The sequence below is a fragment of the Lysinibacillus sp. JNUCC 51 genome (assembly GCF_015999525.1).
In the GTDB taxonomy this organism is placed as follows: domain Bacteria; phylum Bacillota; class Bacilli; order Bacillales_A; family Planococcaceae; genus Lysinibacillus; species Lysinibacillus xylanilyticus.
Map to the genome: position 1 here is coordinate 2,250,872 of NZ_CP065545.1, position 26,192 is coordinate 2,277,063.

The following is a 26,192-nucleotide window of genomic DNA, read 5'->3' on the forward strand; positions in this document are numbered from 1 at the left end:
AGTCCACCCTACTTTTCTACTAAATAATTTAATGTAACTATAAATTGTTTTACTGTATCAATAATTAGCTTTTCTTCATCAGGTACATATCCAATAGCTCTGTTTATAAATAAATGAATCAATTTTCTCTTTAATTGATCGCTTAAATCTAATGTATTGACCTTTGCATTCTGAATTATCGAAGAAACGTTTGCTTCTATATCTATATCAAGAGGTGAACGATATACTTCAATTAATTGTCTCTTCATGGCTCTATATAATTCTTTTGACGATCGCCTTATTATAATAGGCTCCATCTCAACATTTAATTTCTTTACGAAATGTGTAATGTAAAGAATAATAAGTATTCTTTTTTCATCGAAATTAGTTTTGGTTAGAATATTATTTATTACAAATTCCGATTCTAAAATAAAATAGTTTTCTAGTTCAACTAAATTTTTCTCGCCACCAAAGTATAAATTCTCTCTTTCATAGCTGTTTAGACTATATTTTTTTATAGTTTTATTATTAATTTCTTTGTTAAAAAAATTACAAAGAATACCCATTACATTTGTGCATTCCATAAGATTATTAATTTTAAATCTTATTCGTAATGTCTCATCATCATTATTAAAGTATCTTACAAAGAAGAATTTATTTCCTAGACTTATTTTGCATATTTCTTCTAGAATATAGTTCTGCTCTAACCGATCAATAAATACTTCAAAAAAGAGCCACTTATCGTTTAATGCTCCTAAAGTCATCGATGCTTCGTTCGACAAAAATATTATATTATCTCTAGGACTTATATTTGACTGTTTCATTTTAAATAGAGCGTTATTAAAATTCATTACAAAATCTATTGAGTAACCAGCATAAATTTCCCTAATATCCTCTTTTATTTCCAAATAACCATTTTTTCTATATAATTCAAAACTTTTATTAACGTCGTAACTATTTGATAAATCTAAAGGATATTTATCGTCACCCGAAAATATAATTATATTTTTCGGCATAGAGAATTTCTTACTCAAAAAGTTTAATTTATTAACAAAATTATTATAATCTAATCCATCTACTATTATTCTCCATGTTTCTAACTTTAAAATAACATTCTTATAAGTAATTCTAGGTATATATTGAAGATAATCTAACTTATCTTCGTATAATCCAGTCCATGTTAACTGATTAGAAATCGTATATAGCAGCCTTAAAAAGGATGGTATATACATAAAATTCACCATATTATTTTTTCTTACTATTACTTCTTTGTTTAATTTTTTCGAAAATAAATTTAACTTATTGTCCTTCCAAAATACATATATATCATTAAGATCTATGTCATTTATGGAATCCCCTAAAATATTGTTCATTTTTAGGTCTACAGATGAATATGGCATATCTACTATAAAATCGTCGTCAGTATTAGCTTTTGTATTGTTTATATCTGATAAAAACCTTCCTTCGAACGAACCTTTGTTTCTCATTTTTATTCCATTATCTATTTTCACATAAGTTTCATTGTCTATAGAACACAAATTTATAAAAAGCTGCAAATTTGGTATTTTTTTTAAAAAAGGTAGTTTTAATTCATCAATTATAGGAAAATCATCAAGATTTAAATTAATTTTTTTTCTCCCAGCTAAAGCCTCAATAATTTTATTAATTAAGAAATTACTAGACTTTAAATTATCAGACTCATTATAGCTAAAAGTTCCACACTCGTTAATAACTCTTAAAAAAGGTACATAATTATTCGAGTATTGATCATAAAATTTTTCTGTAAATATTTTTAATTCTTCCACCTCTTTATTAAAAGTTACTAGCAAATATGGCAATATTTCTTGGAGATTATTAAATAATCTTTTGTTATCGAGTACAGATAAATCATTGTTTTTGATAATCGAATTCCCTGCTATATATTGAGAAGATTCGCAAATTTCTTTACATTTGTTTATTAAAGATATTAGGGAAATAGGAGTAAATTCTTTTTCTTTATTTAAGTATTTAATATCTGCAACTATTGATAACAATTTTTCTTGATATTTAGTACCTTTAAGCTTATTTATTATCACTTCCAAATTATCTTTGGTTTCATGAAGATGAATATCAGATACTAATATATCTTGCTCTAGTAACTTTTTAACAATAGCCATAACCTGTTTTTCAGTTAAGTTATTTTTCTCTCCAATTTTAAATATAAGGGTATCCATATCAGTAAATTCTGTGCATATGTCTAAGATTTCCTCTATATACTTATTGAATACTATCAGCTCATATTCAGGCAAAAGATCATAGTCAATTCTTGTTACATATTTTTTTTGATTTTTGAGGATATAATCCCCTCTTTTTACTTTTAATTTTCTAATAACTTTATCATCGGTTTGTACATTTTTCACTAGATTAAGGTACCATTCTTTACTAATAGAAATTTTGGAATTCTGTTTTCTCAAATCATTAATATTATTAAGAACCCCATTTAGCGAATCATTAAACTTTGTTACGCCAATAACAGTACTAAAAAAACCAAAAGGAGATTGTTTATATGTCATTCTATATAAATAATTTGATAGCGTTTTTTCTATCGATTTCTGTTTTTTAGTATTCTTTTTTTCATATTGACTTAGAGCTTGATAAAACTCTAATGAAGACAATATTAAAGATGAATGAAAGTAATCTTCCTCAATTGGTGAAAATGAAGGATAAGTACATTCTTCTTTTTCTACAAAACTTCTCCAAAAAGATTCAGTAAAATAAGGAACCCTAATAAAATAATCCTCTTCCAACTCAAAATACATAGGATATATTACCTTTCATTAACACTATAATTAGTACATTTTTTATCCCTATTTAGATATCCATAATCAACTAAATACCGTCTTAAAATTGCAAAATCCGGATATAAATTCTTTAAAATTTCATTTATTTCCTTTTCATTATATCTACGGTTCTTTTCGAAAAGTTTAATTATCTCTTCCAATACTTCTAACTTGTTCTTTTCTTTTTTAGGTATAATAGACAGACATTCGCCATTAAAATATCTTTCACGAACTGTTTTTTTCATAGTGTTTGTCCTCGTTTCTTAGCTAAAATCATTGTTGGTAATGCAATTACGAACCCTAATAAAGCACATGTAAACCAAGCAATATTCATGTTAAAGTAATCAGAGAGTACACCAACAAGTACTAAACCAACTATTGTAAAAATGGCTTCTAATGTATAATAAAATGATATAATTGTTGCTCTATTCTCATTTTTAATATTTTTATGAAGTGCTGTAATACGGATGATTTCATCTCCTGCTGTTATAAATACATGTACTAAAAACAATGCAAATGCAGCAATATAAGATTCTATCATTGTAAGTACTGCAATAGATATCGAGTTAACTATTACATTGATGATAAGAATGTTCATTCTTTTCTTTTCAAGTTGTGGAAGTCTACCTATAAACCATGTTCCAACCATTGACACCAAACCTATAAAAATCCATAAATAACCTGTAATAATACTTTTATTTTCTCCTTGGAAAAATAACTGCCATTGATTACTAGGTCCAGCAAGTATAATAGTTAAGGGAAGAAATGAAACAACTAAATACGAAAAACTTTTATTTTCTCTAAAGTATCTAATCCCCTCTCTAAATGAATTAAAAAACTCTTTGTAAACCTTATTAAATTGTAGCTTTTCTTTTACTTCAGTATTTTCATTTTTAATGAAACTGGCTACAAAAATTGCAGTAATACAAAGTAAAACAGCTCCTGTAATTATTGGATATGAAAGATTTATTTTACCTAAGAATTGAGCTCCAATAAATCCACCTGCCATACCTAACGTCTTCCCAATGATTCCATTCATTGAAAATATCTCATCTAGCTGTTCGTCACTATTAATTTTATTTACACTTTCAACTAGCCAAGAATCTAATGTCCCCGATTTTAAAGTTTCTCCAATTGAAGTAAGGACTGCCCCCAATATTAGATAGATTAACTCGCCTTCTGAAATGAATAGAAAAAGTAGGCCTGCTGCGCGGATTAAGCAACTAAGTAGCATGGTGTTTCTTCTACCGAATGTGTCCGATATCATTCCGGAAGGGATCTCTGTAACAAAGCTAATTAACCAGAAGAGCGAAATGAAAAGACTAATTTCACTTAATGTGTATCCTATATTTTCTAAATATAAATATATTGTAGCCGAAAAAATTACAATCCCTAGATTGTATAACCCCTCCAGTATATAAAACTTATTTTTAATTAATTTAATTTCTTGGTTCATATTAGGTATCCTTTCCAAAAATGCACTAAATGGTATAATTCATTATTAGACAGCACCGAGAAGTTCTAAAATAATGTTATTTACCAAGATTGCTCCCTTCCCATCACTATCTTTTGATTTATCATACTCTACAATATCTACACCAATTATATTTAAATTGGATATATATAATTTGATAAACTCGATAAAATCATTAAAGTCCCATCCACCTATATTTGGATAAGATACAGCAGACATAAGTGTTGAATCAAATACATCTACATCGACAGTAATATAAGTTGGCAAATTTTTATCAATTTGTACATTTTTTATATTTTTCCTGAAATAAGAAGAGATTTTATTATGTTGAGTTAATCCTGATAGCTCTTCGTCAGTCATAAATCCACTTAATCCAAATTGATAAATCCGTTTTAAATTCGAAAACTCACTAATTAATGAAATAATATTACTATGTTGGATAGGAGCACTCTTCTTGTTTAACACAGGAGAAAAGTCTGAATGAGCATCTATTTGAATTACTTGAAATTCCTTATTTAACGAATTAATACCTTTGATAATTGGATATGTGATAGTGTGATCTCCACCGATAAACAAGGGCGTAATATTTGAGTTCATTAATTTCCTTGATATATCTTCGATTCTTTCAAAGTATGCTGTAACTGAGGATAGTTGTTTAACTTCACCGTAGTCTTTAACTTTTTTATCTATAAAAATATTTTTGTTTTGAAATGTTGAATAATAACCATGTGATTTGCCATTGTTTTGTAATGTTATCTGAAAGAGATCATTAGATTTAACTCTTATATAATTAGGTGATTCAATATCTATGTTATAAACTAAAGAACCTCTATTATAAGGAACGGAAATAAAACCACAAATACCCTCTTCATCATTATTTAAATAATCTCGGTATATATCCCCATTAGGTACTCCAAAAAATGTATGCGAATGATTTACAACTGTGTGTAGATTTTCAACTTGGAATCCTATTTCACTATCAAATATAAAACCACCTTTTATAAGTTCTATAACTATAGGATCACCCTCATCAATTCCCCATTTTTCCATGGTTTGGGTTAAGCCATTTTTCATTGATTCAAGAATAAACTCCTTCAATCCGTCATTTACTTCTAACGTATTTCCATAAGCTTTATTTACAATTAAATTCCCTTCTATTTCCACTTCGGTTGTTAGTTTAAGCACATCAATACTCCTTTGCTTGTTACTAAGAAAACATTGGATTTTTATTATACTTAACCGATAAGTTTAAGAGTGATGGAATTTCGTCTAAACGTTTCGATTCCCTTCCTCCATAGTCATCTATATCTTGGAATCCTGGTATTATTACTCTTACTGTACTAAGTAAATTATCTTCTCTTCCTAAATCGGCCGTTATAACCTCATATCCCAATTCACTTATACTTGCTAAGAGATGCATCAAATTTTCGTTTATACTACCCTGTCTATAATCTTCGAACGCTGATATTGTACGTTCGTTAGGTTGGTTTATAAATGGATTCACATAATCTGTGTTACCTTTTGCCCACTCATAGTAGATTTTAAAATCTTCCGATTCATTATCACCTTCACTATTCAATAGCTGTATTTGTGATATACGTAATTGGCAAGCTTCAATTATGGCATTTTTAATAGCTGAATTTATATCAAGACTACAGCCAGAGCCATGTGTATATATAGGTAAACGGTCCTTTTTATCAAATAAAGAGCAATGCACTACATGGGCAGCTACATCTGTTTTTAAATAGTGTAAAATCACTTCAATTCCGTTGTTATAAAGAGAATTAATTAATATTGCTACTTCATCAGAATAAACATTAGTTGCGATATTACCGTAATACATAGAATTTTTGTGATAAATTGTATAAGCATCTCTTTCAATAACTTCAAATAACCCCGACAAAATTGCTTCTGAAATTGAAAAACCTGATGCCAAACCTGTTGAACTTTGAGAAAGGAATAATTCAGATTCATCAAATGTATAGAACGGAAAGAAAATAGAAATTGCTGGTACAAGCATATCTTGATTCGTAGATAAATTTTTACATATTATCCAATCATAAATTTTGTCAGAATGATATTCATTCGGGGTATTCTTATCTAGAATTAGATTTTTAGGATTCAATATATTATATTTTTGTTGCAATTCATTAAATGTTCCTCTAATTAGAGAATCTGTTTCGAATCTTCGTGCATTATATCTTTCTAATGCCTCACCTATTGCACTAATTAGTGCGGTCTGCTTATCATATCCCTTTCCACCATGTAGATTGTAGCCAACTTCCTCATATGAAGCACTGGAATTCACTTCATATACATTTGTATTTAAAAAATCTTTTTTCTCATATTCTTTAAGATTATAAATGGGTCCTATTGGTGTAATATACTCTTTTAAAATAGTTTCGGCACTTTCTAATTCTTTAGTTCTATATTCTTTACCAATTGCTTCATTCGATTCCAACCATTCAATATCATTAAAGCTACTCTTATTTTTTCCAAAGCAATAATGACAACCATTCATACTAATTAGATTAGTATTTATAATACTTTTGCTATTTTTATTAAAAATAGTGATAGTATCGTCAGCATTTGTTAATTTAAATTTTGCTAAAGTTTCAGCTGCGCAAGTAAGTTCTTTGTTTGTTTGCGTATTTGTTATTAAAGATTTGACATTCTTGATTTTTAGTACTTCATCTCTGCTTTCTAGATATCTATTTAATAAACATTTTAAGCAGGTACCTTTTTCTTGATTAACACCTGTAATCAAAATATCATCAAATAATTCAATAACATATATATGTTTAGATTCTGCAACGTCTGAAAAATTCTTAAGAATAAAATTTACAGAACAATTTGAAATATACACTATACTACCGGGTTGAGCATAAAGGACTTCTTCTTCTTTAGTTAGCTTTCTCTCTTTATTAATATATATATAATCAGTTGTATCATTGCCTTCATTAATATTTTGAAGATCATTTTTAAATTTATTTACTATTTCAAAATTTAACTTATTATCTTCTGATAATTCTAAAGCATTAACATCTGCATTAAATAACTCTACAAATAAGTCAGAATCACTGCATTCCACTTCGTACGGAATGTCAGCTCCAATCACAACACATCTGTCTTTATCTATTTTTATACATTTCATTCCTTATCCCTCCCCTTCGAAAAAAAGAGAACATCAAAAAAGAGAATGCCATCAACATTCTCCTTCTACCAATCGTTAATGATTAACTGGTGATGTATAGCGTCGACTTGCTTGTTTTGGCACTTGTTTTTTTACAGATACCTTTTTGATTTCTAATTTAGTTTCTTTTTTCATCATTTTCACTCCCTTTTATAGATTATTTAGATTAAAGGAGAGAGGTTTTAAACAATATTAGTATTCTCAAAAATAAGTGTTTATATCTCTGTTTTAACCAATTTACTAATACTTAATTTTTTCTCCCTCTGAATCTCTACAATAATTGTAATATATCTATAATAAATATTTTCAATATTGTCATTTATGAAAATATATAAAGTACCTTTGAGGTTCAGTTATTTAGGTAACTTCGAAACATAGTTCTTTTTAAATAAACATCTAATACAAGTTTGCCTTTTTAAAGTTTGAATATATTCAAGTTATTGTTGTTCAGTAATATGATTTGTTAAAATAATCCATTGTCATATGTGCAAATTTATAGGCAGTAACCTATTACAAAATACAAAATTACTCCAATCCCTATTAGCCTTCACTTTTTATCTTCTAGTTAAAAAATCAAAAAATACTTTAAAGAAGCGTTTAAAAAATTTTTTGAAGATATTGGAATTTCTTCTAAATTACTAAACAGAATATGGATTTCTGGTAGAAATTCAGAAAGGGCTACACAGTTTTGAACACAACTAGATAACACGGCTCCCTTCATCACCTTGATATGTCGAAAGAGTAAGGTAAAGCAATTTACCAATATAACTCTAGTGATATCGTGAGTAACCAAAAAACGCATTTAGACCCTCCTTTCAGAAAGTTAAATGCGTTTTCTCGTTTATAATACTTTTTCTAAGAAATCCTTCGCGCGCTGTGTAGATGGTGATGTGAAAAATTGTTCTGGTGATGCATCCTCAATTAGCTTTCCGCCATCAAGGAATAGTATACGGTCAGCCACTTCACGTGCAAAGCCCATCTCATGCGTTACGATCAACATGGTCATCCCAGTATCAGCAAGATTTTTCATAACAGCTAATACTTCTTTTACCATTTCAGGGTCAAGAGCTGAAGTAGGCTCGTCAAATAAAATTACTTTTGGATCCATCGCAAGTGCTCGGGCAATGGCAACACGTTGCTTCTGCCCTCCCGATAGACGGTTTGGATATTCATTGCGCTTTTCAAATAGGCCTACCTTCGTTAATAAATCTTCAGCCTTTTTGATAGCAGCTGCCTTGTCCATTCCTTTCACATTAATCGGTGCGTATGTTAAATTTTCAAGTACCGTTTTATGAGGGAAAAGATGAAAATGCTGAAATACCATACCGACTTCTTCACGGATCTTCATAATGTTTGTCCCTTTGTCCGTTAGAACGTCGCCAGCAATTGTAATCTTTCCGCTCGTTGGCTCTTCTAATAAATTTAAGCAGCGTAGGAATGTTGATTTACCGGAACCCGATGGTCCAATAATAGCAATTACTTCTTTTTCTTTAATTTCTGTTGAAATACCTTTTAGTACTTCATTTTTTCCATATGACTTGTGTAAATCTTCAATTTTAATCACTTTTTCTCATTCCTTTCTCGATTCGTTTGCCAAGGAACGTTAATACAAGTGTCATAATGTAGTAAATCACACCTGCAAATAGTAAAGGCTCAAGATAGCGATATGTTGAACCACCTACAATGTAAGCACGGCGCATAATATCAAGTGCACTAATTACTGTGACAACAGCTGTTTCTTTATTTAATGTAATAAACTCATTCACTAAAGACGGTAAAATATTTTTTACGGCTTGTGGGATAATAATATCTTTCATCATTTTCCCATATGGAATACCTAGTGCTTGTGCCGCTTCCATCTGCCCTTTATCAACCGCATTAATACCAGCGCGAATGATTTCAGAGATATAAGCACCTGAGTTCAGCCCGAATGCAATAATAGCCGTTGGAACTGGTTCAATTTGAATATCTAATAACTGTGGCACTGCATAGTAAATAATCATTAATTGTAATACGAGCGGTGTACCGCGGAAAATCGATGTATAAAAATCAGCAAACCAACGCAAAACTTTCACTTTACCAATTTTGCATAATGCTAGTAATATACCAATTATAAAACCGATGACTGATGCACCGAATGCAATTTGAAGTGTGACACCTATCCCTTTTAATATATAAGGCATAGAGGGAATGATAGCTGTAAAATCTAAATTCACAGCGCCCCCCTCCTTTCTTGTTCTTTTTTAAGGAAATATAAGCGATAGCTCGAAATAGAGCTATCGCAGTTCAACTTGCTTATTTAACTTTTAACCATTTTTCTTCCAGCTCTTGAATTTTACCTTCAGCTGCTAATTCTTTTAGAGCTTTGTTAATTTTATCTTTAAGATCGCTACCTTTTTGAACAGCGATTGCTTTAAAGTCTTCAGGTTGCTCTTTAACAGGGAACGCTTCTAGTTTATCGTTCGTATCAAGATAACCTTTTGCTACACCACTTTCTACAATCCCTGCATCTAAACGCTTAGACATCATGTCTTGAACAATTTCAGGAATTCGAGTACGCCCTTCAACGCTAGCATCTACTTCTTTTGCAATTTTATTACCTAAAGTTTCTTGGATAGAAGCATTTTGAACACCGATTTTTTTACCAGCTAAATCAGCCTCTTTTTTAATTCCACTATCCTTTTTCACGATAAACACTTGCTCTGTTTGATTATATTTATCAGAGAAATCTACAACTTGTTCACGTTCTTTATTAGGTGACATTCCAGAAATAACAACATCTACTTTACCTGCTTGTAGAGCTGGCACTAAACTATTGAAGTCCATATCTTGAACTTGCATTTCTACACCAATCTTGTCACCAACTAATTTAATTAAATCAATATCAAAACCAATAATATCTTCACCTTTTGCAGCATCAACATACTCAAATGGTGCATAATCAGATGAAGTACCTACTTTTAATACTTGCTTTTGTTCTGAGCCTTCGCCAGCATTTGAATTTTTATCGCTTGCTTTATCATCTTTTGCGCCACATGCTGCAAGTACACCAATTACTAGAACAAGCATTAGCATGAAAAATTTATTCTTCATATTCATTGATCTCCTTTTATTTATGTTTTATTGTCTATAAAAATCTAGTTCTTGAAAAATTAAATGGATATTTATTCACTTTAGAGAATAAAAAATCTATCTGCTAATAAGATATACTCTTTTGAAATAATAATCAAGCTAAATTGAAAATTTTTAGACAAAACAATATTCACGTAATTTTCTGACAAAAACATCTATATATAAAAGCTCATCGTCAATACGTGAATTTACTTTCCGTTCCGGCCAGGCACTTTCCTCGAGCGGCAGGGCGGCAGATGTTTTTTGCGCGAAAGCGAAGAGGCAGCGGCAGATGTTTTTTTGCGCGAAAGCAACAGCAACAACACGAGGTTGCTCACAAAGGCGTTATCACAGAACGTGATGCTCTTTGCCTTCGTTCTCCTTCTTTCCAGAGTCTATCTGTAAGAGTTTTATTTAACAAAAGAGCCCCCCTAAAAACGGAGGCCCTTATCTTATTTTTCATCTGCAAATAGCTTTTCCTTCAACTCGTCTTCCCCAGATCCTTCCGCTAATGGTACGCGAGAGCGATACGCTGCACGACATATTAAATGACCTGCTACAGGAGCTGTTACAAAAACGAAGATAATTCCTAAAATTAAACGTACACTCACATATCCATCATGCACCCAAAAGTAAATAAATGCGCCTAATAGACATGTTAAGACCGACAAAGTCGAACTTTTCGTTGCAGCATGTGAGCGTGTATATACGTCAGGTAAACGAATCATCCCTAATGCACTAATAACACTTACAATGGAGCCAATCAATATAAGGATAACTGCCGCCCATTCAATCATTTGATTTACGTTCAACAATCACACCTCTTTCAATATATTTCGTAAATGCAATAGTGCCGATAAAAGCTAAAATACCCAATATTAAAATAGCTTCTAAATACGCTTTTGTTTTCAAAATAATTGAGACGATAGCGATTGCTGAAAGTAAATTAACACCTATTGTATCAAGTGCTATGGCACGGTCGGGCAACGAAGGGCCTCGAATTACACGAAACAGCGACAACGCAATCGATACACTGAATAACGCAAGAGCCAATAGTAAAAATTTTTCAGTCATTAACGTGTCACCTCCATGATTGCTTGTTCAAACTTCCCTATTGAACGAATGACAGCTTCTTTTGATTGTTCAATATCCATTGCATGAATATAAAACATATCTCCCTCTTCAGAAACTTCCATCACTACTGAACCCGGAGTAAGCGTGAGTAACAACGCCAGTGCTGTTATTTCCCAATCTCCTCTAAGCGCTGTTTTATACGTAAATATACCAGGCGTAATATTGAGCTTCGGCGTAGTAATTTGCCTTAATACGCTGTAACTCGATAATAGTAGCTCCCAATTAAAGAGCCATAATAATTTAATGATTGAAAATACACGTCGTAAATAAAATTGCGTGCCATAAAAGCGATGCATAGCATATAAAATCCCTATTCCGACGATGAACCCCATTAAAAATGTTGAAAACTGTGGTATAACTTCATCCTGTAACAAGAGCCAAAGTGTTGCGATAAATAAATTTAGTATAAATTGCATCGCCATTATTTATTCACCTCACCTTGCCATGTTGTTCCATCCAGCACTGCATCAATATAGATTGATGGTGTGTAGAGCGTTTTTGCTGCATCTGTTACATACGGAGCCATCCATTCAGCTCCAATCCCTAAACCAATTGTACAAGCTGCCAACAATGTTAATGGCAAGACCATGCGCTTTGGTAACGGCTTTTCATCTTCTAGACTAATAATGGTTTCCCCAAAGAATGAAGAGAGGAATATTCGTAATAGTGAATACAAAACAATTAAACTAGATAAAAATCCTAGACCTAGTAGAACAAAATTTCCGCCCTCAATAGCTCCTTGTCCAATTAAAATCTTCCCTAAAAAGCCACTTAATGGTGGTATCCCAGCAAGGGAACACATGACAATAAAGAATAACCAGCCAAAAAGAGGGTAATTTCGAATAAGCCCACTCATTTTATCAATAGCCGTTTCGCCCGTAACATACATCATCATTCCAACTGCTAAAAACAGCATGGCCTTAGCTACCATATCATGCATCAAATAGTATGTTACGCCTTGTAAAGCAGACTCCGTTCCGATCGCTAGACCAGCTACTATAAAGCCAACACCAATAAGGACATTATAAGAGGCAATTGTTCTTACATCTCTCCCTGCTAACGCTCCCATACATCCAGCAATAATCGTAAGGCCCGCCATAATTCCTAGTACCATATGAGTCACTTCAGTATTATTTGGGAAAAGTAATGTAAAGGTGCGGACGAGCGCATAAATTCCAACCTTTGTTAATAACGCTGCAAAAAGTGCGGCTATAGCTGTTGGAGGTGCACTGTACGAGCCTGGAAGCCAGAAGAATAATAATAGACCAGCCTTCAAGCTAAAGACAATTAAGAAAATAAGAGCCACAGTCGTCATTAGTGGGTCAACTCCCGCCTCCATAACACGGACAGAAATATGTGCCATATTCAACGTTCCAACGGTTCCATATAAAAAAGCTAATGCCACTAAGAAAATCCAAGATGCAACAATATTAATAAGCACATATTTTAACGCCTCGCGCAGTTGAACTTTATCGCCACCTAAACTAATAAGTGCGTAAGAAGCAAGTAACATAACCTCAAAGCACACAAACAAGTTAAAAATATCCCCTGTTAGAAACGAGCCGTTAACTCCCGCTACCATAAGCAGGACAAACGGGTAAAAATACATCTTTTCAAAGCTCTTACCGATTGAAAAAATGGCATACAACAAACAAATGGCTGCGACAATATTCGCTACTAATACAAGGAGCATTGCGAAAGAATCAGCAACAAATAAAATGCCGAATGGTGGCGCCCAGCCACTAAAATCAATACGCATCACACCTTGTTTTTGAATCTCTAGCAATAAAATGACACTAATAAGAACAACAAAGCTTAATGTCAATAAACTAATAATTCGCTGCAAAAAAACATTTTCACGTAAAAATACAAGTAAAATTGCCGTTATAACCGGCACAATTAATGGTAAAACAATCATATTACTCATCCGGCGTACCTCTCAATTCATCAAAATTCGCCGAACCGTTCGTTTTATAGGCTCTGTAACCGAGAACAAGCACGAACGCCGTTACTGCAAAGCTAATTACGATCGCAGTTAAAATTAATGCTTGCGGCAAAGCATCTGTATAAGGACCTTCTGATTCATCTAAGAGTGGTACATTCCCCTTTTTCAGCCCACCCATCGTTAAAATCAGTAAATGTGCCGCATGCGATAAGACCGCAGTTCCTAAAATCACACGTAATAACTGCTTCGAGAGGATTAAGTACGTCGCAACAGCTACTAATACACCAACTAAAACTAGTATTAAAGACTCCATTGGCTACTCATCCTCACTTATACTTAAAATAATTGTGACTACAACACCTACTACCGTTAAAGCCACACCAGCCTCGAAAATTGTTACCGTCGAAAAGCCCATTTTCCCGAATATCGGTACATTTATATAACTATGTGTTTGCGTTAAAAATGGAACATCAAAAAATAGTGAGCCGATTGCTGTGCCTGTCGCTAGTAATACGCCAAGCGCTGCGACTTTTTTAAAATCAAATGGCATCCCTTTATGCACTGTTTCGATGTCATACGCTAAATACAATAAAACAATGCCAGAAGCCAGCACGAGACCCCCAATAAAACCTCCACCAGGAGCATGATGCCCTGCAAAGAATAGATAAATACCAAGGGTTAAAATAATGAATACGACCGTCTTTGTGATAGTACGTAAAATGACATCATTAATTTTCACGATCTGTTTCCTCCTTTCGTGGCTTTAGCTTCGTTAATGTATACACTCCTAAGCCAGCAATCAGAAGAACGACAACTTCTAGCATCGTATCAAATGCACGGAAATCGCCTAATATTGTGTTGACGATATTTGAACCACCCGCCAGTTCGTAGGAATCATTGAAGTAAGTAGCCACTGGCTCAAAGCGATCGAAATGGACAACCGCTAAGCCTACTAATGTAACCGTAGCGCCAACGAAGATGGATATAATCACCTTAGACCATTGCATTTTTTTGCGGGAGGCTTCAGGCATTAAATCAGGTAAATATTTAAAGCATAGAAGGAATAAAGCAGTTGTCACAGATTCAACGACTAATTGGGTTAACGCTAAATCAGGCGCACGGAAAATAACAAAGAAAAATGCGATTGAATAGCCGAGTACGCCATTTAATAACATTGCTGTTACGCGTCCCTTAGCGAAAATCATCCATACTGCGGCGAACATCATTACAAACACTAAAATGAGCTCATAAGTCTCAATTGAGGAATCCTTCGCAAAATTAAAAGCAGTAGCATCCGACCAAATAAAATATCCTGCAATTAGCGCAACAAAAAATACATAGATATAGACAAAGTAATGTGTTAAATTACCTGTCATATAGCGATTAGTAAGCTTTGCCGAACTATTTTCACTAAACTCAATCATTCGATTGTAATAAGTATTAAACGTGTATCTTTGCGGGAATATCCGATACAAAGGCTTCCAGCTTTTTAACGTTTTAAATAAAATGATCCCAATAATAATTACACCAAGAGTCATTAACAATTCTGCATTAATGCCATGCCAAGCATAAATATGTGGTGTTAATTCACTAGTTGATGGGAATGTTGGATAAATACTTGCCATAGCAGGCTCTAAAATATAATGCCCTAGCGCATTTGGGAAAAAGAAAATCCCAACTACAAAGACGCACAAAATGATTGGCGAAAGTAGCATACCTAATGGAGCTTCATGTGGTTTTTTATCCAACTTATTTAGCTGTAGTTTTCCAAAAAACGTTCGACTGATCAAAATCATACAGTAAACAAATGTAAAGATACTTGCCACCCATGCCACTATTGGAAAGAGCAGTCCCAAATCAGTAATTGAAAATGCCTCTACATTGCGAATAGCTAGTACTGCTGTGAAAAACATTTCTTTACTTAAGAAGCCATTAAACGGAGGCAAGCCAGCCATAGAAAACCCGCCAATGACTGCAATTGTGAAAGTTACTGGCATTAAGGCCATTAATCCCCCGAGACGGCGAATATCTCGTGTGCCCGCCTCATGATCGACAATGCCGACCATCATGAATAGTGCACCTTTAAATGTGGAGTGATTAATAAGATGAAACAACGCTGCAAAGCTTGCCTGTGTATAAAGAACTGTATCTGCAGCATAACCGTAATAATGCCCTACTGATCCTAGCCCAAATAAACTCATTATCAAACCAAGCTGACTAACCGTTGAAAAAGCCAGTAACGCCTTTAAATCGATCTGACGCACAGCATTAAATGAACCCCAGAACAACGTTACAAGACCAATCACACTTACTAGCCAGAACCATACAGCCTCTCCTCCAAATACTGGGGAAAAACGTGCAACTAAATATATACCGGCCTTTACCATCGTTGCCGAGTGTAAATAAGCACTGACAGGTGTTGGCGCCTCCATCGCATCTGGTAACCAAATATGGAAAGGAAACTGTGCAGATTTTGTAAATGCCCCAATTAGAATAAGGATTAACGCTGGGATAAACAGTGTATGGTCTCGTATAACCCCTACATTAGCAACGATTTCACGAATACTAAATGTACCCGAAGCTACATAGAGCATCAAAAAGCCCGCTAACATTGATAGGCCACCAAAAACGGTAATTGTCATAGCTTTTCTTGCACCGGCACGAGATGATTTTCGATGATGCCAAAATGCAATTAACAGGAATGAAGATACACTTGTTAGTTCCCAAAATGTGTATAATACCATTAAATTATCTGAAAAGACGACGCCAAGCATAGCGCCCATGAATAGTAATAAATAGCAGTAAAAATGGTGAAGAGATTCTTTCGTTGATAAATAAAAAATAGAATATAAAATGACTAAACTACCTACACCCGTAATCAGCAAGCCAAAAATCATACTGAGTCCGTCGAGATACGTTGTAAAATTTATATTAAAAGAGGGAATCCACTCATATGTATGAATAAACGTTTTACCCTCGGCAATTTGAGGAATATAGCGCGCGAGTAAAAGAAACAAGATGAATGGAACGGATAAAACAAACCAGCCAAGATGTGCAACACGCCTTAGTCGCCTATAAAGTAGTGGAATAAGCGCAGCACAAACAAATGGTAAAAGTATCGCAATGAAAACAGTAACCAAGTGAAAACCTCCTACTATCAATTTCGTTCAGCAACTTGCTGTGATATGGTGCGAAACAGATATGAGACAATAATCGATAATAAAGTATTCCCAAATCTACTGAAGTTACTACTGATTAAACTTTGCTCTGCCCACAAAATATCAATAACAATTGCTGAAGGCTCTAACTGTATTCAGCTAGCTTTTAACTACTAAAGCCTTTTTAATGAAAGCTAATTAACATATCAGAAATTCTCTTGAAATTTGATTATTTATCAAGTACTAAAGTATGTACTCCTTGAAATGGAAAGTAAGTGGTGTGTGTTGAAGTAATAAACAATAATAGATACAGTAAAATCTATTTCATTCAACATTCAGCACATTTTTTATGCAGGGAGAAGCTTTTGGTGATAGCACTGCATAATATCAGGGGAACTTTTCAGGCTATGAGCTTCCTATTTTGAGAAGCATGAATAACCAATATTGCCTTAAAGCCTAGAAAAAATGTCATGTCACATTGGTATATCAAGTCACTTGACTATTCTATTTAACTAACTGCATAATAGTGTGGCATATAGAAGCACTTGGTTTAAATGCACGAAATGCATAAATCAAATAACTGTAAAGTATAAAGATAACCCTGTTTCCTCAAGGTTTTCCCAATATATTATCATTAACTTTTATACGTTTTTCAGTATACAGTATAAATGAGCATAATGCACTGTATCAGTATCGATTTTAGCTGTTTTAGGATATTTTTTTCGAAATCTACAGTAAAAATGACAAAATAAAGTCAAGATAAGAGGTGTTAATTTTTATGAAGCATGTAAAAGGGCGTTTAGACGAAAGTATATTAGTTTGTGTCTACTATGGGCTTAACGGTGAACGATTAATACGACGTGGTCATAAAATGGCTACAATGTTAGATTGTCCACTATATATTCTTTCTGTTGATTCGCAACCCCTTGATGCATTTGATGCAGAGAAATCTAGCTACATTGAGCAATGGAAAAAGTTATCTGATGAGCTTGAAATTGAAAAATTCATATTACAAGATAATGAAAAGCGCCCCATACAAAAGGTTATTGCAGAAGTGGCAAAAAACTACGGAATTTCTCAAATCATCGTAGGTCAGAGTGCACAGAGTCGCTGGGAAGAAATCACAAAGGGTTCCTTCCTAAACGTTTTATTAAAAGAAGTTCCTTTCGTTGATTTTCACATCGTAGCTGTCCAACGTCCAACTGACGACGACGATGCTAACGATACATACGAAAAAGGTGTACGTGCCTATTTAATCCAAGAACACGAAGATTTTAAAGTAGCATTTACATGTCCTAAATATGTATCAATTGAAGGTATATTTTTCAAAGAGATTGGCACTGACTTTGATAATGGTATTTTTAAATTCACTTACAATGATAAAATGCATGAAGTTCACATATCAGAGGGCTATGTACTTGATAAAAACAAACTTCCGGCTGAATTTTTATCGCCATTACGTCAATAATAAAACGCGTTCCCCTAACTGGAGAACGCGTTTTTATTTTACACCGCAGAAGCCGGTTTATCCTTAGGTAAGAAAAATGCTACTAGTAATAATAATGGTAGTAAAGATACGACCATCATCGTAAAATCAATACCCCTATGATCCATTAATATACCAATTACCATCGCACCGATTGCACCCATTCCGAAAGCAAAACCAGTTGTTAAACCAGCCATTGTACCAATTTTTGTAGGAACAAGCTCCTGTGCATAGACAACTGTTACCGAGAAACTAATCATGATGAGTGTACCGATAATCACTAAAAATATCATCGCTGCCCATAATGGTACATACGGCAACGCCAAACAAAATGGCATCGGTACAACAACGGACAGTAAAATAACGTTTTTTCTACCAATTCGATCTGATAATGAACCTCCGAAAAATGTACCAACTACGCCAAATGCCATAAAGGTGAAAATTAATATTTGTCCAAGACGAAGGCTAACATCATAATGATCCATTAAATAAAACACATAAAAACTTGTAATATTAGTTGTATAAAATGATCTCGCAAAAATAATAGTAAATAGTAACGTCAGCGCAATGCCTACTTGTTTTTTTGTTAATGGCGGCAAGTTAGAAACTAATACTCGTTTTTTCTTTGCCAAACGTTCTTGCTCCAACTGCCTTCTATACCACGCTGCAATTTTGCTCAATATAACAATACCTATTGCTGCCACTACTAAGACAATCGCGGCACCACGTTGTCCAAGCAAATCAAAAATATAAGCACTAATTAATGGTGCGAGTGCTTGCCCAGAGTTACCTCCAACTTGATAAACCGATTGTGCAAGTCCTCTTTTTGAGCCCGCTGCCATAAATGAAACACGTGATCCCTCGGGATGGAAAATAGCTGAGCCAAATCCTAAAAATAATACTGCAATAATTATTACCCAATATTGTGATGTGAACGCTATAATGGCAATGCCTATGAACGAACTTATCATACCAATCGGTAAAGCGTATGGCATCGGCTTCTTATCGCTAGCAAAACCTACAACAGGCTGCAAAGCAGAAGCAAACATATTTAATGCGAACGAAATAAGACCAATTTGTGTAAAAGTTAGCCCTAAATCACTCTTCAATATCGGGAACATCGCTGGAATAACAGCTTGCATCGTATCATTGATAAGATGGGCAACAGCTATTGCAATCATAATTGGATAGACCGGATTGTTAAGATTCCCTACTTGCTTATTCATGCCGTCACCTCAATTTCTAATTTTTGTAAACTTTCATTTATAAGAGATCGTCGCATACTATTGACCTTTTTGCACAAGCTATTCATTGAAAATAGCAGGTTTAAGGGAGTTGATTTACGTATGAATATAGACGAATTTTTTAAAGCTGATTTTTGGGAAATGATACTTAGGTCAACACTTTCCTTCTTTGCGTTACTCATCGTAACCCGATTGCTAGGGAAAAAACAGCTTGGACAACTTACATTCTTCCACTATACAACAGGTATCACATTTGGTTCCATTGCCTCTGAAATTGCAGCACAGGCTGAAACACCCTTTTTAGATGGACTTATTGCCCTCATTTGGTGGAGTGTCTTAACATATTTCATGACCATCATTACCATTAAATCTAAAAAGGCCCGTGTGATTGTCGATGACAAGCCAACAATCCTTATTCAAAATGGCATTATTTTAGAATCTGCCTTAAAGAAAAATCGTTTGCATATGGATGAGTTGGCGATGATGTTACGGGAACAAGCCATATTTTCTATACAAGATGTGCAATATGCATTACTTGAAACTACGGGTAAACTAAGTGTGTTACCTAGACCGGCTGAGCAACCAGCTACAAAGCAAGATGTAAAGGCCGATGTTACACCACCAACCTATATACCAACAGAAGTAGCTTCAGATGGGAAGGTTATTTATGAAAACTTAGTTGAACTTGAATTAACTGAAGATTGGCTTATGAAAAAGCTGAAAAAACAAAACGTCCAATCCGTAGAAGATGTTTATTTTGCTCAAGTTCAAGGAAACGGTTCCTTATATGTAAGCTTAAAGGATAAAGCAAGACGATCAAGCTCTTAACAGCTTGTATCGTCTTGCTTTATCTATTTTAATGGTGTAACAATGCCGATTAGTGCGATTGGAATTTTCTGTAGCCATTTTATCTACATCCTCCTACTTACATTTTTATATTTTCTGAGTTGTTCGATAAATCCTGAGTTATAGCTATATTATATTCCTAAGTTATGGATATTCCAAGAACAGTTCATATTATTCTTAGTCCCCTCATCTCTTTGAATTTTTAGATAAAAAAGCATCAACTCGGAAGGAATCTACCAGGTTGATGCTCTTAAATATGATTAAACCATTAAAATAAAGTTTTAAATTTTCGTCATCGGTGCATTTTTCTTCATTGTCAAAATTCCTATACTCACACAAATTATCGAGACAACTAATGTAATAGCTAAACTCCACCAATAATCCGACATTTCCATTGTGCCCTTCATTAATTGAACGCCATATAAAGGTAATTTCCACGGTGATATTGTCCAAAATGCCCCCACTAAAGAATCCAATATTTGCCCAATAAATATGACAGCGAACGCACATGCTGTTGCTGCTACTGTTTTAAAGGCAGCACTCATCATTAATGTCACTGCTATCACAAAGAGTAGCCAAGAAAAATATGTGAAAAAACATGCCACAAGTGGCCCTATCTCAAATGTCCCATAAAGCACGACCGTATAGTATATGCTCGCAGCAAAGCCAGCTAAAATACTAATGAAGCCAACAGTACTCATGACGATAAATTTACTCATAAAATGAGCGCTAAACGATATAGGACGGACATACAACAAAGTAGCCATTCCACTTGCTCTTTCTTTACTAATGGCTCCTACGAAAGTAGCCATTAATACGAGTAAGCATATCGTTTGAAATTGACCAATGGAACCTTGCAATAGGTCCACTGGCATTAATTCTGGCATCAACATTTCGAAGCCTTCTGGTACGTTACCAACAGCATTTAAAATATCCGTCATATAGTAGTTTGTCAGTGGATCGCTCATACCGAGCAAAGCAAATACAAGAGGTATCCATAAAAACTTCCAGCTTCGCCAAGCTTCTCTGAATTCCTTTTGCAAAAGTACATTAAATCCTCTCATATTTTTCTCGCCACCTTCATGAAAATCTCTTCAAGTGATGCTGTTTGTCGCTCCACTTTTCGTATTTTATAAGGGCAGTTGCTTAAATGTTGAAGCAGCTCCTGCATACCCGGTTTATCATCAATAATTTCTATATATACATGACTGCCCTTAACTTCTCCAATAAGTTCAGATTGACTAGCAAAAAGTTGTGCCTCTTTTTCAGTGCCAAACTCTACAACATAATTTGGTTCATCGAAACGTTGTCGAACTTCACGTAATGTCCCCTGTTCTACTAGCTTTCCATCACGTAAAAACAATAATTGATCTGTCATCTCTTCGGCATCATTTAAAATATGAGTCGAATATAATATAGTTGTTTCTTGCTGTAAGCCCTTTAATAAATCAAGAACTTCCCTACGACCTACTGGATCCAACGCAGACACAGGCTCATCTAGTAAGAGTAACTTAGGCTTATGCACAATTGCTTGGGAAATACCTAGTCGTTGCCTCATGCCACCAGAAAAAGTAGAAATTTTCTTATTTAAATCATTACCTAGACCTACAAACTCAAGTGTTTTTTGTGCTTCAACTTTTGCTTTTTTTGTCGGCATACCATTTAACTTTGCTGCCATTTCAGTAAACTCTAACGCACTTAACCAAGGATGGAATTGCGGATATTGTGGCAAGAAACCAATATTGGCTCTTAAATCACCATCCAGCATTTTCACACTTCCAGAGGTTGGTTTTAATAAACCTGTTAGCATCGATAATGTCGTTGTTTTACCAGCGCCATTAGGTCCAATTAATGCTGTCGATGTATTTTTTTCTAACGTGAATTCTAATCCATCCACAACTACTCTCTCTGCAAATTGCTTTGTAAGTCCTGTTACCTGAAGTAATATTGTCATGATTGTTTTCTCCCAACTATAAAGTACGCAATCGACCCAAGATAACTAGTAAAAATGATAAGAAACACCCATAAAATTTTAGGTCCATTTGTGGCATGGATTTTACGTAAATCAACTAGAGCAACAATCATTAAAATAAATTGGACCACAATTAGTGGTGCTATCACTGCCCACGGAACTTTCGCTAACTCCTCCATCAGATCACCTCATCTCTGTTATATTATTACTATAACAATAACTGTTCTAATATGTATAGCACAATTTTACATATGTTAGGGAAATGTTATTTTTGATAATGGTTTAGAGGACTATTTAAAATAACGTTGGATTATTCAAAGCTAAGAAAGGTCTTTGATTCAAAGAGCAAAAAAAGAAGATGTACCAAAGTTGAAAAAACTTTTGGTACATCTTCTCATTTATTTGTATAGCTTCTGCAAAGCATCTGCCATTTTTGGACGAATTGTTACTTGTGGACGGGCGTTCTTTACAGCCTCTTCCGCTTCCTCAAGAGAATTGGCCTGGCCGAGCTCCATTAATACAGCAGTGGCTGCCACTCCTGCGCGACCTCCCCCACTTCCGCAATGGAAGTACACTTTCTGTCCATTCTCATAGGCTGAAACAATTTCTTTCGCAACCTTATGAATAGATGGTGCAACTTCTATATCCTCATCAGCAATTGGCATATGCTTGTACACATATGAAGCCGCTTCTTGCTCCTCATTAGATAAGCCATTTACTCGAACATCAATCACGATATCAACTGTTTCTTGTTCAAAAGCTAAATCTGCATCTTTCGCACCGCCAAAGAATAATCGATCCTTTACTAATACATCGTAATTTTTCTCCATTGTATGCACGCTCCAAACGACTATTTAAGTAAATGCTTAATATCATCATAGTATGGAAGAGCTGTTAATGCCCCTGCTTTAGTGGCTGCCAAAGCACCTAGCTTATTGCCAAAGCTTACACAACGAGCAAGTTCCTCTTCCGTTGTAGGTAAACCATTGTAATGAACATCGCGTAATACACCAGCCATAAATGCATCTCCAGCACCTGTAGTATCTACTGGCACAACCTTTTCTGTCGGTACATGGATAACTTCACCATTTAACACCGCATATGTGCCGTTCTCTCCTACTGTTACTAATATAATAGGCACTAAATAACTGTTTAATTGCTCAATACCCTCTTCCAAGCTAGTTGTTTCTGTCAGGAAAAATAATTCTTCATCCGTGACCTTTAAAATATCTACGTGCTCAAAAAATGACGTGATAGTTTCACGGCAAAACTGCTCACTGCTCCAACGTAGAGGACGAATATTCGCATCCATTGCTATAATCGCACCTTTTTCCTTTGCCATCTCTACAGCAGCACGTGTTGTCTCAAGGGCTGTAGGGTGGAACATTGTACCTGAACATACAGTTAAAGCGGATGCATGTTTAAAAGCCGCTTCATTTAATTGTGTTGCTTCAACTTGTAAATCTGGCGTTTCATCGACATAATCCTTAAAAATTCGCTCACATGCTTCTGTTAAATGTACATAGACACCGCTAACACGCTTCGCAGGGTTAAATACTGCATAATCCAGGCTTACACCTTCTTGTGCAAGGCCATCTCGAACAAACTGAGAGCCTTCGTCATCTCCTGTGATCGTAATTAATGCAGATGGAGCACCGATACGGCTAATTCCCGCAGCAACATTTACCGTTGCGCCACCCATATATTTAGTAAAAGATGTGTTTGTTACATCATCTGCGATATAGTCAATAAAAGCATCTCCATAAACTAAAATATAATCCTTATCTTCCTTTGTCATTGTTGTCCTCCCGAAACTCTAGTCCTTATAGATTAACACGAAATCTGATATCGTATAAAGTTTTAAACTTTCGGAATAATAATCAATTATGCCATGCCTTGGCATAATTGTAGCTGATGCTTTGCTCTCGCTACAGATAAACAATGCGTCTGGAATCGACTTTGTAATAAATCACCACAGGACATGGCGTTCTTAGACTGAGTTCCTTTATTTCTATGGGTGTTTAGACACCCGCGGAAAGAAGGCTAGAGGCCATCAGAATATTACCATTTACTCAAAAACTTGAGTCATCCTCTATCTTTGTTATACTTGCCTATAGAAAGGTAGGGATTTTGACAATGAGTATCACAATTCGACAAGCGCAACCGCAGGATGCCCATGCCGTAGTACCACTAGTTATTGATGCGATTGGTGATATTGCCAACCGTTTAACAGGTGAACAAACAGCGAAAGCCGTTGAACAAGAACTTACTGTACTATTCAAGCTTGAGGACAATCGACATTCCTATTTAAATACTTTTGTTGCTGTTGAGAATGAGCAAGTATTAGGAATTCTTGTTTACTATAATGGTGTCGAAGCCATTCATATGGATGCAAATCTCGTAAAATGGCTTGAAGAGAAAAATGCACCATCCATCATCATCGATAAAGAGGCTCATGAAGATGAATATTATATTGATACTATTTGTGTAGCACCAGAAGCTCGTGGTAAAGGAATAGGAACATTATTACTGCAATTTGCCATAGAGGAAACACAAAAACGAGGCTATTCAAAATTATCATTAAACGTCGAAACACAAAAAGAGGACGCTCGTCGCCTTTATGAACGCATGGGCTTTGTCATTACAGAGCCATGGTCCATTATTGATGAGCCATTTCATCATATGGTGAAGCAATTTTAGGAAGTGAAATAAAAACATGAAAAAGAATTTAATTTATCCTCTTTTAATTGTCATTGCTTCTAGTAGCTATGGTGTACTATCGACAATTGTCAAAGTAGCTATGCAGCATGGCTTTACAACAGGGGAGGCAGTATCAAGTCAATATATTATTGGCTTTATGCTTGTTGCAACTATTTTTATAGTGACACAAAGGCAATTACCGAAGCTCTCTAAAAAGGGACTGCTTATTTTAGTGTGCGCAGGGATATTTACCGGGACTACAGGAATTATATACGGCGAATCATTAAAGTATCTACCAGCCTCTCTCGCAGTAGTAATGCTTTTCCAATTCACATGGATAGGCTTATTAATAGATTGCGCACTTCATAAACGCTTACCAAGTAGGACTGAAGTCCTTTCGATCATTGTATTATTTGTTGGAACTATTTTAGCTGCTGGCGTACTAAATGTAGATTTAAGCGGCATCCCTATTCAAGGCTGGCTACTAGGTTTGGCTGCTGCCTTTACATTTGCTTGCTTTATTCAATTTAACTCTCGTCACGTGGAAGGTATTACAACTACATCACGCGTGTTAATCGTATCCTTTGTCGCTCTTATTATTATTAGTATTTTCCTTAATCCTGAAGTACTTTGGAACGGCAAATTATTCGCCGGAGGGTTATGGAAATTCGGACTAGCTCTAGGGTTCTTCGGTATTATTATGCCGATTTATTTATTCTCTATAGCTGTTCCGAAAGTGGGAGGAGCTCTTGCCTCTATTTTAAGTGCTATGGAGTTACCCGTTGCCGTAACCGTTTCAGTTATTGTTCTACATGAACCTTTAACTTCTTTACAAATTGCGGGTATTATTTTGGTTATTGTCGGTATGATGCTACCAACAATACTTTCGCAACGACGACAAAAGGGAAAATCTTTAGAGACTATCAGTAAGTAAATACTTTAATCTACATTAGAAAGGGAGATGTATCACATTTTGACACATCTCCCTTAATTAACATACTGGATTAATCCAAAAGCTATATTTTAATAAACCGAGTGCTCGGTACATGAATGAAGTAAATTGTGCACATTAGTTTACATTAAAACGATTATACTGCTTAAGTCCACTAGAAACAGAGCCTAAATAGATAA

The 26,192-nt window shown here is 34.5% G+C and carries 25 protein-coding genes; 4 read left to right on the plus strand and 21 right to left on the minus strand.

Annotation, left to right across the window (positions count from 1 at the left end; translation table 11 throughout):
- Positions 1-8: 8 nt before the first annotated feature.
- The 15 genes from JNUCC51_RS10790 to JNUCC51_RS10860 all read right to left on the minus strand — a co-directional run bounded on the left by JNUCC51_RS10790 (position 9) and on the right by JNUCC51_RS10860 (position 16,795).
- Positions 9-2,777, minus strand: coding sequence for a thiopeptide-type bacteriocin biosynthesis protein (locus tag JNUCC51_RS10790; RefSeq protein WP_337991978.1), 2,769 nt, complete (start codon positions 2,775-2,777; stop codon positions 9-11).
- An 8-nt stretch (positions 2,778-2,785) separates the two neighbouring features.
- Positions 2,786-3,043, minus strand: coding sequence for a DUF2087 domain-containing protein (locus tag JNUCC51_RS10795; RefSeq protein ID WP_337991979.1), 258 nt, complete (start codon positions 3,041-3,043; stop codon positions 2,786-2,788).
- Positions 3,040-4,254 carry an MFS transporter gene (locus JNUCC51_RS10800; protein WP_337991980.1) on the minus strand — a complete coding sequence of 405 codons (1,215 nt, stop codon included), beginning with the start codon at positions 4,252-4,254 and terminating at the stop codon, positions 3,040-3,042. Before JNUCC51_RS10800 ends, JNUCC51_RS10795 begins: the two co-directional genes overlap by 4 nt.
- Before the next feature lie 45 nt (positions 4,255-4,299).
- Complete coding sequence (locus tag JNUCC51_RS10805) at positions 4,300-5,457, minus strand: arginase family protein (protein WP_337991981.1); 1,158 nt, start codon at positions 5,455-5,457, stop codon at positions 4,300-4,302.
- A gap of 22 nt (positions 5,458-5,479) precedes the next feature.
- Positions 5,480-7,426 (minus strand): YcaO-like family protein, encoded by a 1,947-nt coding sequence (locus JNUCC51_RS10810; RefSeq protein WP_337991982.1) that lies wholly within the window; start codon positions 7,424-7,426, stop codon positions 5,480-5,482.
- Between the two features lie 880 nt (positions 7,427-8,306).
- Positions 8,307-9,029, minus strand: a complete 723-nt coding sequence (locus JNUCC51_RS10815; RefSeq protein ID WP_337991983.1) for an amino acid ABC transporter ATP-binding protein — start codon at positions 9,027-9,029, stop codon at positions 8,307-8,309.
- Positions 9,022-9,681, minus strand: a complete 660-nt coding sequence (locus JNUCC51_RS10820) for an amino acid ABC transporter permease (RefSeq protein ID WP_100542666.1) — start codon at positions 9,679-9,681, stop codon at positions 9,022-9,024. Before JNUCC51_RS10820 ends, JNUCC51_RS10815 begins: the two co-directional genes overlap by 8 nt.
- Before the next feature lie 79 nt (positions 9,682-9,760).
- Complete coding sequence (locus JNUCC51_RS10825; protein WP_337991984.1) at positions 9,761-10,558, minus strand: transporter substrate-binding domain-containing protein; 798 nt, start codon at positions 10,556-10,558, stop codon at positions 9,761-9,763.
- A 470-nt stretch (positions 10,559-11,028) separates the two neighbouring features.
- Positions 11,029-11,388: a Na+/H+ antiporter subunit G gene (locus JNUCC51_RS10830; RefSeq protein ID WP_049663614.1), complete on the minus strand. Its 360-nt coding sequence runs from the start codon at positions 11,386-11,388 to the stop codon at positions 11,029-11,031.
- Entirely contained in the window at positions 11,366-11,650 is a 285-nt protein-coding gene (locus JNUCC51_RS10835; RefSeq protein ID WP_337991985.1) for a Na(+)/H(+) antiporter subunit F1, read from the minus strand. Before JNUCC51_RS10835 ends, JNUCC51_RS10830 begins: the two co-directional genes overlap by 23 nt.
- Positions 11,650-12,132: a Na+/H+ antiporter subunit E gene (locus JNUCC51_RS10840; protein WP_049663618.1), complete on the minus strand. Its 483-nt coding sequence runs from the start codon at positions 12,130-12,132 to the stop codon at positions 11,650-11,652. Before JNUCC51_RS10840 ends, JNUCC51_RS10835 begins: the two co-directional genes overlap by 1 nt.
- Complete coding sequence (locus tag JNUCC51_RS10845; protein ID WP_337991986.1) at positions 12,132-13,637, minus strand: Na+/H+ antiporter subunit D; 1,506 nt, start codon at positions 13,635-13,637, stop codon at positions 12,132-12,134. Before JNUCC51_RS10845 ends, JNUCC51_RS10840 begins: the two co-directional genes overlap by 1 nt.
- Entirely contained in the window at positions 13,630-13,968 is a 339-nt protein-coding gene (locus tag JNUCC51_RS10850; RefSeq protein WP_049663620.1) for a Na(+)/H(+) antiporter subunit C, read from the minus strand. Before JNUCC51_RS10850 ends, JNUCC51_RS10845 begins: the two co-directional genes overlap by 8 nt.
- A 3-nt stretch (positions 13,969-13,971) precedes the next feature.
- On the minus strand, positions 13,972-14,394 hold the full coding sequence (locus tag JNUCC51_RS10855; protein WP_049663623.1) for a Na(+)/H(+) antiporter subunit B: 423 nt from the start codon (positions 14,392-14,394) through the stop codon (positions 13,972-13,974).
- A complete protein-coding gene (locus JNUCC51_RS10860) occupies positions 14,384-16,795 on the minus strand; it encodes a Na+/H+ antiporter subunit A (protein WP_337991987.1) in 2,412 nt (803 codons plus the stop codon). The genes JNUCC51_RS10855 and JNUCC51_RS10860 overlap by 11 nt, the downstream gene beginning before the upstream one ends.
- Positions 16,796-17,591: 796 nt before the next feature.
- On the opposite strand from JNUCC51_RS10860, the gene JNUCC51_RS10865 reads away from it, so the two are divergent.
- On the plus strand, positions 17,592-18,281 hold the full coding sequence (locus tag JNUCC51_RS10865) for an adenine nucleotide alpha hydrolase family protein (protein WP_337991988.1): 690 nt from the start codon (positions 17,592-17,594) through the stop codon (positions 18,279-18,281).
- Positions 18,282-18,319: 38 nt separating this feature from the next.
- Here the strand turns inward: JNUCC51_RS10865 and JNUCC51_RS10870 are convergent, their stop codons facing one another.
- Positions 18,320-19,525: an MFS transporter gene (locus JNUCC51_RS10870; RefSeq protein WP_337991989.1), complete on the minus strand. Its 1,206-nt coding sequence runs from the start codon at positions 19,523-19,525 to the stop codon at positions 18,320-18,322.
- Between the two features lie 120 nt (positions 19,526-19,645).
- On the opposite strand from JNUCC51_RS10870, the gene JNUCC51_RS10875 reads away from it, so the two are divergent.
- Entirely contained in the window at positions 19,646-20,371 is a 726-nt protein-coding gene (locus tag JNUCC51_RS10875; RefSeq protein WP_443136985.1) for a DUF421 domain-containing protein, read from the plus strand.
- Between the two features lie 299 nt (positions 20,372-20,670).
- Here JNUCC51_RS10875 and JNUCC51_RS10880 read toward each other — a convergent pair whose 3' ends face one another.
- The 5 genes from JNUCC51_RS10880 to JNUCC51_RS10900 all read right to left on the minus strand — a co-directional run bounded on the left by JNUCC51_RS10880 (position 20,671) and on the right by JNUCC51_RS10900 (position 24,159).
- On the minus strand, positions 20,671-21,453 hold the full coding sequence (locus tag JNUCC51_RS10880; RefSeq protein WP_337991990.1) for an ABC transporter permease: 783 nt from the start codon (positions 21,451-21,453) through the stop codon (positions 20,671-20,673).
- Positions 21,450-22,343, minus strand: coding sequence for an ABC transporter ATP-binding protein (locus JNUCC51_RS10885; RefSeq protein WP_337991991.1), 894 nt, complete (start codon positions 22,341-22,343; stop codon positions 21,450-21,452). Before JNUCC51_RS10885 ends, JNUCC51_RS10880 begins: the two co-directional genes overlap by 4 nt.
- A complete protein-coding gene (locus tag JNUCC51_RS10890) occupies positions 22,340-22,543 on the minus strand; it encodes a PLDc N-terminal domain-containing protein (RefSeq protein ID WP_049663636.1) in 204 nt (67 codons plus the stop codon). The genes JNUCC51_RS10885 and JNUCC51_RS10890 overlap by 4 nt, the downstream gene beginning before the upstream one ends.
- A gap of 216 nt (positions 22,544-22,759) precedes the next feature.
- Positions 22,760-23,191 carry a protein-tyrosine phosphatase family protein gene (locus JNUCC51_RS10895; RefSeq protein ID WP_049663638.1) on the minus strand — a complete coding sequence of 144 codons (432 nt, stop codon included), beginning with the start codon at positions 23,189-23,191 and terminating at the stop codon, positions 22,760-22,762.
- A 20-nt stretch (positions 23,192-23,211) separates the two neighbouring features.
- The gene (locus JNUCC51_RS10900) at positions 23,212-24,159 is read right to left on the minus strand and encodes a carbohydrate kinase family protein (protein WP_337991992.1); all 948 of its coding nucleotides are present in this window, start codon (positions 24,157-24,159) and stop codon (positions 23,212-23,214) included.
- A gap of 338 nt (positions 24,160-24,497) precedes the next feature.
- Between JNUCC51_RS10900 and JNUCC51_RS10905 the strand changes: the two genes are divergently transcribed.
- Positions 24,498-25,061 carry a GNAT family N-acetyltransferase gene (locus tag JNUCC51_RS10905; protein ID WP_337991993.1) on the plus strand — a complete coding sequence of 188 codons (564 nt, stop codon included), beginning with the start codon at positions 24,498-24,500 and terminating at the stop codon, positions 25,059-25,061.
- A 16-nt stretch (positions 25,062-25,077) separates the two neighbouring features.
- The gene (locus JNUCC51_RS10910) at positions 25,078-25,995 is read left to right on the plus strand and encodes an EamA family transporter (RefSeq protein WP_337991994.1); all 918 of its coding nucleotides are present in this window, start codon (positions 25,078-25,080) and stop codon (positions 25,993-25,995) included.
- Positions 25,996-26,192: the final 197 nt, after the last annotated feature.